Genomic DNA, 12,138 nt, shown 5'->3' on the forward strand with positions numbered 1-12,138 from the left:
CCTTCAGGTGATCGTTGATGCGCTCGATACGTTCCTGGAACAGGTTGAAGAAGAACATGCCGACCACCGCAATGCCAATGCCCAGTGCCGTCGCATAGAGCGCCGTACCGATGCCCTGCGACACCTGGCCCGGATCGGACACGCCCTGCACCGCCAGCGCCTTGAAGGTGTCGATGATGCCCAGGATGGTGCCCAGCAGGCCCAGCAGCGGGGCGGCCGTCACGATGGTATCGAGGATCCACAGGCGCTGCTGCACTTCGCCGCGCTTGGCAATGTAGACCGACTCGCTGAAATCTTCCAGGTCCTTCTCGGTATGCAGGTGATGCTTCTCGGCCAGGATGTCCGACACCAGGGCCAGCGGCAGGCTGGGACGGGTGGTCAGTTCGGCCGGCAGTTCCTGCAGGTGCTGGACCGCGTGCGTCATGGCGCGCTCCAGGCCCGTGGCCTGGCGCATGGTGTAGCCGAAGAACAGGCCGCGTTCGACGATGACGAAAATGGCCAGCGCCGCGCAGGCGTACATCAGGTAGAAGGCCAGTTCGTGGAGTAGTTGCATGTTCATGCTTGCCTCTCTTGCAGTGATGGGCGGCCCGTGTTGCAGGTGCGGGCCGCCCGGTTCAGGCCGCGATCAGAAATCCGCGGTCAGGGTGACGGTGAAGGTGCGCGGGGCACCGATGTAGAGCGAAGGATCGGTGCCAGGGATGCCGTTGACCGCCACTGCGTTGGTGGTGAACTGGCTGCCGCTGCCGCCGTTGAGGTTGAGGTACTGCTTGTCGAACAGGTTGTAGACGTTCAGGCGCACGGTCGGCTTCTTCAGCCAGGTGGTGGACGCGAAGGTCATGCCGGCACCGGCGTTGAACAGGGTGTAGCCACCCAGTGCATCGTCGTTGACCAGCGTGGTGTAGCGGCGGCCGGTGTACTTGGCCTGGCCGAACACGTACCAGCCATCCTGTTGGTATTGCAGCGACAGGCCCGACAGCCAGTTCGGCGTATCCGGGAATTCCTTGCCCGAGGTCGGCAGGAACTGGGTCGAGCTGTTGCGCAGGTCCTGCTTCATCTTGCTCTTGATGTAGGACAGCGAGCCGTACATCGACAGGTTGCGGGTGAAGGCGTAACCGGTTTCCAGTTCCAGGCCGTGCGAGCTGGCATCGCCGACGTTGTAGTCGGTCTTGTTGTTGGTATCCGGGTTGTAGGCGCTGGCGATGCGGTTGTGATAATCGATGTAGAACAGCGAACCGGAGGCCATCCACTTCTCGGTGTTGTAGCGGTAGCCGAGGTCATAGTTCCAGGAAGTTTCCTTGTCCACCGGCACTTCGCGCTGGGTCGCCCCGACCAGCTGGCCGTTGACGATGGTGCCGCCCGAGAGCAGGCCGAAGTAGGAGAAGTTGCCCGGTGCCTTGAAGTTCTTGGCGGCATTGAAGAACACCGACTGTTTCTCATCGAGCTGGAAGCGCACGCCCAGGCTGGGCAGGAAGTCGGCGTAGTTCTTCTTGACCTTGTAGTAGCCGGCGCTGGAATAGCTGTTGGTGCCGCTGGTGGAACCGGTGCTCGGGTAGTTGGTGAAGTCGCGGTCGATGGAGGAGTAGCGGCCGCCGACTTGCACGTTGAGCTTGTCGTTCATCATGCTGATGCTGTCCTGCAGGAAGATCGACTGCGCCGTGCTGACGGTCATGGTGTCGCGGTACTGCAGGATGGAGCCATCGGCATTGCGCAGCCACTGGTCCGAATTGTCCTGCCACAGGTCGGCGATGTTGCCGTTGTTGTCCACGCGGCTGAAGGGACCGGTCTGCTGGTGACGGGCGCGCTCGACCCAGTAGCCGGCCAGGATGCGGTGGTTGTCCAGCTGCTGGTTGAACTTGAAGGTCACGCCCGGACGATAGGTGCGGGTGCGGCTGCCTTCATAGGCGTAGACCGTATCGAGACGATCGCCGTCGCCGTTGACATCGCGTGCGCCGCCACCGAGCTGGCTGGCGCCGGTCACGCCGCCTTCACGCACGGTCTGCAGCTGGTTGCCGCCGGTGCCGAAGCCGTACCAGAAGTAGGGATCGATATCCAGGCTGGAGGTCGGGCTCAGCTGGAAGTGCGCATTGATGGTGCCCAGCCAGTTCTCGAAGGGATTGAGGTTGTAGGCGTAGTACGCGTTGTTGGCGATGTTGGCCGCAACGTTGGGTGCATAGGTGGTGTCGTTCTGCGCGGTACCGGCCACTGCGGGCTGGTGCTGCGGAATGGTGCTGCCGAAGTCGGCATTGCGGCCCAGTTGGGAGATCTGGGTCTTGGTCAGCGAACGGTAGTTGTTGTTGAGCTGGCGGTTGTAGAGCAGGTTGGCGTTGATGAAGCTGCCCTGGCCCAGGTCGAAGTTGGTGCCGATGTCGACGTGATCCTTGATGGCGCCGCCCGGTCCCTTGAACTTGTCGGCAGTGGTCTTGGAGTACGAGATGAAGAACTTGAACTTGTTGTCCAGCAGCTTGCCCGAGTCGAAGCGCACATAGCGCTTCCACAGGCTGTTGGAGCCGAAGGCATTGGTCACGCGGATGCGCTGCTGGTCTTCCGGTGCGCAGAAGGTCATGCCGATGTTGCCGCCGGTGGCGCCCACGTGCGGGGCTTCGGTATCGGTGGAACCCTGGGTCACGAAGATGTTGCACAGGTTGTCCGGCTCGGTGTACTCCTGCGGATAGACCGCGAAGTTGCCGGAGTCGTTGACCGGTGCGCCGTTGATGGTGAAGCCCAGCTGGTCGCTGTTGAAGCCGCGCACCCGGATGTTGCCGCCGAACAGGCCCGAGCCGTCGTTGTCGTAGGTGTTCACGCCGGGCAGCAGGTTGATCATCTGGTAGGGCGTGCCGGTGGGCGATTGCTTCTCGATGTAGTCACGGTTGACCGAGCTGCGCGCCTTGGGCGAATCTTCCGCCTGGATCAGGCCGGTGGCTGCAGCTGTGCCGGCACTGGCGCTGCCGCCGCCCTGCACGGTCACGGTGCCGACGTCGGTGGTGGTGGTCTGGGCGAAGCTGAAGGCCGGTGCGCCTGCCATGAAGAGCCCGGATATCAGCAAGGACAGCCGGGTGAGTTTGCATTGCATGTCGTGTTCCCCTGGGTTTGTTGAACTGCGTGTCGAAATCGTTGCGCCCGGTGCGCGCCCCCTGCGTTCTGCAGCGGGCCGCGTCAGACGGGAATGAATTCCAGATCGGCGGTAAACCGGTGCGTGCTCTCGCCCTTGTAGCTGTCTTCCGGGAAGGGCGCGAAGGCGGCGCGATTGATGGTCTTGCGGGCGGCATCATCGAGCAGCATGGAGTTCGATGAACTCTCGATGCCGCTGTCGACCACGCTGCCATCGCGCTTCAACACGAACCACACGCGCACCTTGCCTTGCGGGCGCAGGGTGCTGGCTTCGCGTCCGGTCGGATAGCGCTTGATGCTGTTCAGATGTGCGCGCAACTGGCCGACGTAGGTCTGCTCGATGTTGGCGGTGTTGGCCGGCGGCGGCGACGGCGGGGCCACCGGCGCGGCCTGCACCGGGGGCGCGGCCGGGGCGCTGGGTTGCGGCGGCGTGGCCGGCAGGATCGGTGCGGTGGCCGAGGGCGGTGCCGGGTCCACCGGGGCCGGCGCTTGCTTGACCGGGGCCGGCTTGGCCACGGGCTTGGGTGCTTCCTGTTTCTTCGGCGGCTCGACCGGCTTGGGCTGCGGTTCCACTTGCGGCTTGGGTTGCGGCACCGGAGGCGGCGGTATTTCCGTCAGCGAGATTTGCACCGGCTGCGGATCTTCCTTGCGCTTGAGTTCGGTCACTTTCTGCACGCCGGCCAGGATCAGCACGGCCAGTACCACCAGCGAGGGCAGCGTGGCCAGCGGCTCGCGGAAACGGAAGAGGATGGGAACGTTCATCATCACTGCTTGCGGGTGGCAATCGAGATGGAATCGAAACCGCCCTTCTTGAGCGTATCCATCACGTCGACCAGGCGCTGCACCTCCACGCCGCGGTCGCTGTTGATGATGAGATTGAGTTTCTCGCCATCCTTGCGCAGCTTGTCGAGGCGGGCGGTGAGGGCGTCCAGGGTAGTGTTCTCGCCATCGACCTGGATCACGTCTTCCTTGGCGATGGTGATGACGGCCTTGGTCTGCGGTTTCAGATCCTGGGCGGTGGACGAGCTGGGCAGCTGGGTCTTCAGGCCCAGGGCCGGAATCACGTTCAGGCTGATCAGCACGAAGAAGACCAGCAGGAACATCATCACGTCGATCATCGGGATGATCTCGACGCGGGCCTTCCGTTTTTTGGGTTCGTCCCAACTGCGCATGCCACACTCCTCGAAGCTTCGTTATACGATTTGTAGCGCTATAGTTTTTATAGCGATGCGCAGCGTAGCGAGGAAATGTGTCGTGCGTATTACACCATGCGGGTTTGCGTTAACCCGAGTGAAGAAAATGTTGCCTGGGGTTATCCGCAAGTCCGCAGTTGTGCCAGTGGCTGACGCCTGCCGGCGACAGCGTGCGGCGTGCCATCAGCGCCGTGGCAGGGGCATGCGGGGCAGCATGGACAGCAGCAGCTTGCACAGGTAGACCACGATCAGCGAGCCCGAGAGATCGCCGACGGACATGACGATCAGGCCGCTCCAGAAATCCGGATAGACCCCGCGCATGACGAACCAGATCAGCTGGAACAGTGGATTGGAGAGCGCATAGAGCAGGATGCAGGCCATCAGCCGGGTGGTGTTGAGGTTGCCCAGGTTGCGCCCCAGGTCCATGCCGGAGAGAGTGAGGCGGTAGGCCAGGTAGGGGGCGCCGGCCGAGATCAGGCAGTAGCCGGCGGCGGCGATGAGGTCATGCGGGAACAGCTGATAGGTGGCCGCCGTGGCCAGCGAGCCGACCAGCAGGCCTACGCAGCCGGCCTCGGCAAAGAGCAGGGTGCAGATCAGGCGCACGCCGGCGGGCAGGTAGATCCAGGCGATGCCCTCGGTGAACTGGGTGCGCCGGAACAGCCATTCGTTGATCGAATAGAACAGGAAATAGCACAGCGCCGTGCCGGCGATGGCGGCCAGGTGGGTGCGCAGGACGGAACGATGGTCGGGCGAGGCTTGCATGGCGAGGGGAGGCTGGGACATGCGGAACGGCGCGTATGTTACCCAATGCGGCGGGGCGCTGCACCTCAACAATTTTCATCAGTGTGGCGCGCCAGCCTCGCAAATCAACGCGCAAACGGGCCCGATGGACGAATTGCTGCCGGCCAAGACGGTAAAGTTTGCACTTTCCGGCAGGCCCGGCGTATGATTCGCTATCAATTCTGGAACGATGTCGCGCGCGCGCGTGTTACGCGCGCTCCGTACGTAACGCGTTCCTGACTTGCAAGACAACAACCAACACCATCGCCATATGGGTAAAAACAAGCGGCCGGCGGATATCTACCTGAGATTTCTGCAACTGGCCGAAGCACTCCGGGGATTGCCGTCACTGGCTACGCTGGATCCGCTCGAAGACCGGATCCTGGCTTTCATCGCCCGTGCCGGGCAGGAGCAGCAACGCCTGTCGGTGCGTGACCTGATGGCGCAAAGCGAATTCGGTTCGCCCGCGATGCTGCATGCGCGCCTGAAATCCATGCGCGAGAAGGGCTGGATCGTGCTGGCCGATACCGAAGATCCGCGCCGCAAGCAGGTCGAACTGAGCCAGGCTGCCTGGCTGCATTTCGACAAGCTCTCCAAGTGCCTGGTGCAGGCCACGCGCGACAAGTAATCTCCCCCCGTCATACGGCTGTCATGCTGCGGACATACCGGGCCGTTAATCTCACGGCCTCGCTGCGGCGCTGACTGCCTGCCGCCTTGCAGCTCATTGTCCCGGATGGTTTCGATGCGACTGCTTTCCCTTTTTTCTTCCCGCGCCGCTTTCCTGTGTTCACTGTTGCTGGGCGCCTGCGCCTTGTCGGCCAGTCCGGCTCAGGCCGCCGATCCCCACAAGCTGTGGGAAATCACCAGCCAGCAATGCCTGCCCAACATGCAGTCCACCGGCCAGCCGCAGCCATGCGTGATGGTCGATCTGGCGCGCGGCTTCGTGGTGCTCAAGGATCTGGTCGGTCCCGCGCAATACCTGCTCATGCCGACCCGTCGCCTGACCGGCATCGAAAGTCCGGAGTTGCTGGCGCCGGATGCGCCCAACTACTGGGCTTATGCATGGGAGCAGCGCGGGCGTGTGGCGCAGGCCCTGGGCCGTCCGCTCTCCGATGAACAGCTGGGCATTGAAATCAATTCGGCGGCCGGCCGTTCGCAATTGCACCTGCATCTGCACATCGATTGCATGCGCCGCGATGTGGCGGCCAGCCTCGACGATCACCGGGGTGACCCTTTGCAGCAATGGCTGCCGTGGTATTTCGAAGGCCATCGCTACTGGGTCATGCGCCTGCCCGCCGATGCGCTGGCACAGCACGATCCGTTCAAGCTGGCCGCTGCCCGCAGCGCCTATGCGGCCGACAACATGGCCTCGCAGTCACTGCTGCTGACCGGGGCGCGTTTTGCCGATGGCAGCACCGGCTTCTTCCTGGTCAACATGCCGGTCAACTTCGACCGCGAGGAACAGGGCAGTGCGGAAGTGCTGATGGATCACGACTGCCGCTGGTAAGCCGGCACATTCACTCGGCGAATTCGCGCACCAGCGTATCGAACACCAGCCGCAGGCGCGGCGGCACCGGTCCGCGTTGCGGGCGGTAGAGGTACATGTCCCAGGGATCGGGTTCGTGATCAGTCATGACGGGGACCAGCCGTCCTGCCGCGATGTCGTCCTCGCACAGGAAACCGGCAATCTGGCCGATGGCCACGCCACTTCTCACCAATAAATATTCGCCCTCGGAATCATCGCAGAGGAAGCGGGCATGATCGGCCATCCACTGATTCTCCTGCGCGAACAGCCAGGGCCAGGGGCGGCCCGTGCCGCGGTCCAGCATGGCGGTGCAGGGCAGGGCGCGCAGGGCCTCGGTGTCTTCCGGGGCCCCATGGCGGCGCAGGAAGCGCGGCGTGGCCACCACATGGAAGCGCACCTTGCCCAGACGCCGCACCACGAAGCGGTTGTCCGGCACGGTGCCGACGCGGATGCCGATGTCGATCTTCTCTCCCACCACGTCGGCGCGCTGATCGGTCAGGCGCAGGTCGAAGCGCAAGCCGGGATGCGCCTGCGCCAGTCGCTCCACGATGGGTAGCAGGCGGCTGCGTCCCAGCGCTGACGGTGCGGCCAGGCGCACCAGTCCGCTCATCTCGTCGGCCGGGCTGGCGGCCTCGGTTTCGAAAAGCCCGTCCAGATCGCGCAAGCTTTCGCGGGCGCGTTCGGCCAGGGCCTCGCCGAAACTGGTGATGCGCACCTGGCGCGTATTCCGATGGAACAGCATCTCGCCCTGCAGGCGCTCCAGTTCCTGGATGGCGCGGGTGACGGCTTGCGGTGAAATGCCGAGCCGGATCGCGGCTTCCTTGAAGCTGCCGGTATCGGCGGCAGCACAGAAGATGCGCAGCATCTCCAGTCGGTTGAGCATGATGATTCCTGAAAATGGAATTCTGTAATCTTATCATTTCCATTGTTTGGCATAGTGGCGGCACCCATAATCCTTCCATCGACACGCAGCAACCGCAAGCCAACCCCATCACTGGAAAGGATTCATCATGAGCAACAACATCAAGGACAAAGTCGTCGTCATCACCGGTGCCAGCAGCGGCCTGGGCGAAACCACCGCGCGCCACCTGGCTTCCCTGGGCGCCAAGCTGGTACTGGGTGCGCGCCGCACCGAGCGTCTGGAAAAACTGGTGGCCGACATCACCGCCGCCGGTGGCCAGGCCATCGCCGTGACCACCGACGTGGCGCGCCGCGACGACGTGGAAGCCCTGGTCGCCAAGGGTGAGCAGCACTTCGGCCGCATCGACGTGCTGGTCAACAATGCCGGCATCATGCCGCTGGCCCCGATGGCCAAGCTCAAGGTCGAGGAGTGGGACCGCATGATCGACGTCAACGTCAAGGGCGTGCTTTATGGCGTAGCCGCCGCGCTGCCGCGCTTCGCTGCGCAGGGCTCGGGCCACATCATCAATGTGTCGTCGGTGGCGGGCATCAAGGTCTTCGCCGGCATGGGCACGGTTTACAGCGCCACCAAGTTCGCGGTGCGTGCCCTGACCGAAGGCCTGCGCGCCGAAGCACCGGACGGTGTGCGCACCACCATCATCTCCCCGGGGGCGGTGGATTCCGAACTGAAGACCCACAGCAGCGACCAGGAGACCTCGGAAGCCCTGCTGGCCTGGTATGAGGCCAACCAGATTCCGGCCGATTCGGTGGCGCGTGCGATTGCCTATGCCATCGAGCAGCCGGCCAATGTGGATATCAGCGAAGTGGTACTGCGTCCGGTGGCGCAGGAATTCTAAGTTTTCCACAGCCGTTTTCAGCCGGTTCGATCTGACGGCACCGCCGGGCAGCCCTGCCTGGCGGTGCCGTTTTTCGTTGGCTTGTCATCCTGCCATTGCCGAGTCGGCAATGATTTCACGGCGGCATGTTGTTTGCTTCAAACGCCGCCGTGACGCCGTGCAGACAAGCACCGTCCTTTTCTATATGATTGCCGACCCAAAAAGAAGGAGTGATCGATGGCGAACGCGTGCGGTGTTGATTTCGGCACCTCCAATTCCACGGTCGGCTGGATGCGTCCGCAGGCCGGGGATTCCCTGCTGCTGCCGCTGGAAGACGGCAAGGCCACGCTGCCTTCGGTGGTGTTCTTCAATGCCGACGAGAACAGCTTCAGCTACGGCCGCGCCGGCCTGGGCGAATACCTGGCCGGCTATGAAGGCCGCCTGATGCGCTCACTGAAGAGCTTGCTCGGTTCCGGCGCCATCGATGGCCAGACGGAAGTGGGCGGCCGGGCGCTGCCCTATCGCGGCCTGCTCTCGCAATTCATCGGTGAGCTCAAGCAGCGTGCAGAACGCGCTGCCGGTACCTCGTTCTCCAAGGTGGTGCTGGGCCGTCCGGTGCACTTCGTCGATGAGGATGCGGCCGCTGACCAGCTGGCCCAGGACACGCTGGAAGAGATTGCGCGCGATGTCGGTTTCAAGGACATCGCCTTCCAGTTCGAACCGATTGCGGCCGCCTTCGATTACGAGTCGCGCATCGACAAGGAAGAGCTGGTACTCATCGTCGACATCGGCGGCGGTACCTCCGACTTCTCGCTGGTGCGTCTTTCGCCCGAGCGCGCGGCGCGCAGCGAGCGGCGCGAGGATATCCTGGCCAATGGCGGCGTGCACATAGGAGGCACCGACTTCGACAAGTATTTCAGCCTGGCTTGCGTGATGCCGCTGCTGGGCCTGGGCGGCCGCCTGCAGGGCAATGCCGAGATCCCTTCCAGCTATTACTTCAACCTGGCCACCTGGCACACCATCAACCAGCTCTACACCCGCAAGGCCTGGCAGCAACTGCAGGACGTGGCGCGCGAAGTGACCGACCGCGAGCGCTTTGCGCGCCTGCTGGATGTGGTCGAGCAGCGTTGCGGCCACTGGCTGGCGTTGCAGGTGGAGGCCGGCAAGATCGCACTCTCCAGCGCCGAGCAGACCTTGCTGGACCTGGACCGCCTGCGCCAGCCGGAGCAGTTGCCGCTCCTGCGCAGCGACTTCAACGGTGCCGTCGACCACCTGGTGCAATCGGTGGAGCAGACCGTGCTGGCGCTGTTGCAGCAGGCCGGCCTGCGCGCCGACGACATCGACAGCGTGTTCTTTACCGGCGGCTCCAGCGGCGTGCGCCTGCTGCGCGAACGCATCAGTGCGCTGGCACCGCAGGCGCGGCATGTGGAAGGCGACCTGTTCGGCAGCATCGGCAGCGGCCTGGCCATCGACGCTGCGCGCAAGTTCGGCTGACGCCGCAGCAGGGCCTGGCTGCTATACAATGCGGCGACCCGGTCCGGATCGCGTGGGTTTGAGGCGATATGAAGCAAATCGCCCGCCACGGCTTCGCGGCCGCCCGCATTGAACTGCCTCGCGGATCTGCCCCGCACCGACATGAAACCTTCTGCCGAATCCTTCGTGCGCCGCGTGCGCAGCAAACTCGACGAACTCTCCAGTACCGAACGCCAGCTGGCCGACTTCCTGCTGGAGTTTCCGGGCGAGCTGGCCAGCTATGCCGGCAACGAGCTGGCGCAACTGGCGGGCGTGTCGCCTTCGACCGTGAGCCGCTTCATCCGCCGCGTCGGTTACGAGAGCTACGAGGAAGCACGCCGCCACGTGCGCGAGGAACAGGAGACCGGCTCCCCGCTGTTCCACGCCAGCAGCTCTGGCGCTGCGCGCCAGGTACGCTCGGTGGCGGCGCACTTCCAGCAATCCCAGCAGAATCTGGCGGCAACCTTCGAGCGCCTGTCCGACGCCACCCTGGCCGAGGTTGCCCGCGCCATCGTCAACGCGCCCCACGTACTGATCTTCGGCAGCCGCAGCAGCCAGGCCTTTGCGCTCTACCTGCGCTGGCAGATCATCCAGGTCTTGCCGCGCGTGACCTGCCTGCCGGGGCCAGGCGAGACCCTCGCGGAATACACCGCCGGCCTGTCCGAGCGCGATTGCGTGATCGTCTTCGGCACGCGCCGCCAGACCGGGCAGATGGAACGCCTGCTGGAGGCCGCCACGCGCGCCGGATCTTATCTTCTCTACATCAGCGACCAGGCCTCGGCCGACTATGCCCTGGCCACCTGGTCGCTGCAGGCGCATTGCCGTGGTCCCGGCTCGCTGGACAATCATGTCGGCGTGATGGCGCTGTGTGATCTCTTGTCCACCCTCGTGATCGAAGCCAGTGGTGCGGCCGGACGCAAGCGGCTGGCGGCAGTGGAGCAGGAGCATGAGGAACTGGGCGACTTCGAGTGAGTTGCCGGGGCGGAATGCTGGACGATTGCCCTCTTTCAATATTGAAATCATGATTTCAGGAACTTCAATTTTCTGACTCCCGATTTTCATGCGTGCCGCCCCTTGCCGGTGCGGCGACCGTGCTGCCTGCCCTCTTGCGGCGCATGCCGGGCGTTCCCGGCTGGTCATTTCCTCCTGAAATCCTGATTTCATCCCTCCCAAATGGCTGGCACGCAGATTGCTAATGCAGCTGCATGAGTGAAATCTCAATTTCAATAATCAATATATATTGAAATCTGGCTTTCATTTCTGGGCATGCTGGACTACAGTAGTTTCACGGCCGCAAGGTCAGGTCGCCGTGGTCTCACCGCCTCGCATCACCCGATGCACATACCGAGCAGCACTCATTGGACCTTCCAACGCAAGAGGAGCAGACCATGGCCGGACCCACACTCTCATCGCCCGACCTGCCGCACTCGCCGCGCGTGGCCGAACTGGACGGCGCGCTGGACAAGATCGGGGTGACCCGTTCGCATCACACCATCATCTTCCTGATCCTGATCGGCTGCCTGTTCGACGCCTTCGAACAGAACGCCATCGGCCTGGTCGGCCCGCTGCTCAAGCAGCAGTGGGGCCTGACGGCGACCGACATCGGCCTGCTCAATACGGTCACCTTCGCCAGCGCCGCCATCGGCCGCATCGTCTCGGGTCTGGTGGCCGACCGCTACGGCCGGCGCGTCATGCTGAGCCTCGACCTGCTGCTGTTCACGTTGGGAGCAGGCATCTGCGCGCTGGCACCGGACCTGACGGTCATGGCCGTGGGCCGTGCCATTGTCGGTTTCGGTCTCGGCGGCGAAATCGCCATTGCGGTCACCATGCTGGCCGAGTTCTGTTCCAGCAAGTTCCGCGGCACCGCCGTGGGCCTGGTCAATGTGGGCGCGGGCGGCATGGGCAATTTCCTGGCACCGGCCTTCGGCCTGCTGGTGTTTACCCTCTTTCCCGGTGAAAACAGCTGGCGCTGGCTGTTCTTCTGCCTGATGCTGCCGGCGCTGCTGGGGGCCTTCTATAGGCGCTACATTCCGGAGACGCCGCGTTTCCTGCTCTCCCGCAACAAGATCGCCGAAGCCAATCAGGTGCTGGCGCGGCTGGCCAGCGGCAAGCTCTCCGGCCCGGCGCCGCAAGGCCGTGACTGGATCAGCGACGATGGCAGCCGCCAGCAGGCCGCACCGGCCAAGGTGCGCTCCATGGAAATCTTCCAGGGCGCGCTGGCGCGGCGCACGCTGCCACTGTGCATCGCCATCTGGATGACCTATGGCGCGCAGATTTCGGTGCT

The 12,138-nt window shown here is 63.8% G+C and carries 12 protein-coding genes; 6 read left to right on the forward strand and 6 right to left on the reverse strand.

Going from position 1 to position 12,138, the window contains the following annotated elements; translation table 11 throughout:
* The 5 genes from B3873_RS17575 to B3873_RS17595 all read right to left on the reverse strand — a co-directional run.
* On the reverse strand, window positions 1-559 hold a 559-nt coding region (locus B3873_RS17575), incomplete at its 3' end, for a MotA/TolQ/ExbB proton channel family protein (protein WP_349676450.1).
* A 66-nt stretch (window positions 560-625) separates the two neighbouring features.
* Entirely contained in the window at window positions 626-3,070 is a 2,445-nt protein-coding gene (locus B3873_RS17580) for a TonB-dependent receptor (protein WP_039787662.1), read from the reverse strand.
* An 83-nt stretch (window positions 3,071-3,153) separates the two neighbouring features.
* Window positions 3,154-3,873, reverse strand: a complete 720-nt coding sequence (locus B3873_RS17585) for an energy transducer TonB (protein ID WP_209533756.1) — start codon at window positions 3,871-3,873, stop codon at window positions 3,154-3,156.
* Window positions 3,873-4,280, reverse strand: coding sequence for an ExbD/TolR family protein (locus B3873_RS17590; protein ID WP_034330477.1), 408 nt, complete (start codon window positions 4,278-4,280; stop codon window positions 3,873-3,875). The genes B3873_RS17585 and B3873_RS17590 overlap by 1 nt, the downstream gene beginning before the upstream one ends.
* Before the next feature lie 204 nt (window positions 4,281-4,484).
* The gene (locus B3873_RS17595; protein WP_286867646.1) at window positions 4,485-5,084 is read right to left on the reverse strand and encodes a hypothetical protein; all 600 of its coding nucleotides are present in this window, start codon (window positions 5,082-5,084) and stop codon (window positions 4,485-4,487) included.
* Window positions 5,085-5,352: 268 nt separating this feature from the next.
* Here B3873_RS17595 and B3873_RS17600 point away from each other — a divergent pair, with 268 nt between their 5' ends.
* Window positions 5,353-5,709 (forward strand): helix-turn-helix domain-containing protein, encoded by a 357-nt coding sequence (locus B3873_RS17600; RefSeq protein WP_039787669.1) that lies wholly within the window; start codon window positions 5,353-5,355, stop codon window positions 5,707-5,709.
* A 114-nt stretch (window positions 5,710-5,823) separates the two neighbouring features.
* Window positions 5,824-6,588: a CDP-diacylglycerol diphosphatase gene (locus B3873_RS17605; RefSeq protein WP_209533755.1), complete on the forward strand. Its 765-nt coding sequence runs from the start codon at window positions 5,824-5,826 to the stop codon at window positions 6,586-6,588.
* A 10-nt stretch (window positions 6,589-6,598) separates the two neighbouring features.
* On the opposite strand, the gene B3873_RS17610 is transcribed toward B3873_RS17605, so the two are convergent.
* The gene (locus B3873_RS17610) at window positions 6,599-7,489 is read right to left on the reverse strand and encodes a LysR family transcriptional regulator (RefSeq protein ID WP_121042471.1); all 891 of its coding nucleotides are present in this window, start codon (window positions 7,487-7,489) and stop codon (window positions 6,599-6,601) included.
* 127 nt (window positions 7,490-7,616) lie between these two features.
* On the opposite strand from B3873_RS17610, the gene B3873_RS17615 reads away from it, so the two are divergent.
* The 4 genes from B3873_RS17615 to B3873_RS17630 form a co-directional block, all read left to right on the forward strand.
* Window positions 7,617-8,363: an SDR family oxidoreductase gene (locus B3873_RS17615; protein ID WP_286867650.1), complete on the forward strand. Its 747-nt coding sequence runs from the start codon at window positions 7,617-7,619 to the stop codon at window positions 8,361-8,363.
* 216 nt (window positions 8,364-8,579) lie between these two features.
* Window positions 8,580-9,836 carry an Hsp70 family protein gene (locus B3873_RS17620; protein ID WP_286867652.1) on the forward strand — a complete coding sequence of 419 codons (1,257 nt, stop codon included), beginning with the start codon at window positions 8,580-8,582 and terminating at the stop codon, window positions 9,834-9,836.
* A gap of 141 nt (window positions 9,837-9,977) precedes the next feature.
* Window positions 9,978-10,826 carry a MurR/RpiR family transcriptional regulator gene (locus tag B3873_RS17625; protein WP_286867654.1) on the forward strand — a complete coding sequence of 283 codons (849 nt, stop codon included), beginning with the start codon at window positions 9,978-9,980 and terminating at the stop codon, window positions 10,824-10,826.
* A gap of 416 nt (window positions 10,827-11,242) precedes the next feature.
* Window positions 11,243-12,138 (forward strand): MFS transporter (locus tag B3873_RS17630; protein WP_286867656.1); only part of this gene is annotated, 896 nt, incomplete at its 3' end.

This window comes from Herbaspirillum sp. UBA812, from assembly GCF_002296545.1.
Classification (GTDB): Bacteria; Pseudomonadota; Gammaproteobacteria; order Burkholderiales; family Burkholderiaceae_D; genus Herbaspirillum; species Herbaspirillum huttiense.

Excerpts from the sequence above, each read along its gene's own strand:
- B3873_RS17595 (WP_286867646.1), bottom strand. The coding sequence starts at position 5,084 with ATGTCCCAGCCTCCCCTCGCCATGCAAGCCTCGCCCGACCATCGTTCC.
- B3873_RS17585 (WP_209533756.1), bottom strand. The coding sequence starts at position 3,873 with ATGATGAACGTTCCCATCCTCTTCCGTTTCCGCGAGCCGCTGGCCACG.
- B3873_RS17580 (WP_039787662.1), bottom strand. The coding sequence starts at position 3,070 with ATGCAATGCAAACTCACCCGGCTGTCCTTGCTGATATCCGGGCTCTTC.
- B3873_RS17615 (WP_286867650.1), top strand. The coding sequence starts at position 7,617 with ATGAGCAACAACATCAAGGACAAAGTCGTCGTCATCACCGGTGCCAGC.
- B3873_RS17610 (WP_121042471.1), bottom strand. The coding sequence starts at position 7,489 with ATGCTCAACCGACTGGAGATGCTGCGCATCTTCTGTGCTGCCGCCGAT.
- B3873_RS17590 (WP_034330477.1), bottom strand. The coding sequence starts at position 4,280 with ATGCGCAGTTGGGACGAACCCAAAAAACGGAAGGCCCGCGTCGAGATC.
- B3873_RS17625 (WP_286867654.1), top strand. The coding sequence starts at position 9,978 with ATGAAACCTTCTGCCGAATCCTTCGTGCGCCGCGTGCGCAGCAAACTC.
- B3873_RS17620 (WP_286867652.1), top strand. The coding sequence starts at position 8,580 with ATGGCGAACGCGTGCGGTGTTGATTTCGGCACCTCCAATTCCACGGTC.
- B3873_RS17605 (WP_209533755.1), top strand. The coding sequence starts at position 5,824 with ATGCGACTGCTTTCCCTTTTTTCTTCCCGCGCCGCTTTCCTGTGTTCA.
- B3873_RS17600 (WP_039787669.1), top strand. The coding sequence starts at position 5,353 with ATGGGTAAAAACAAGCGGCCGGCGGATATCTACCTGAGATTTCTGCAA.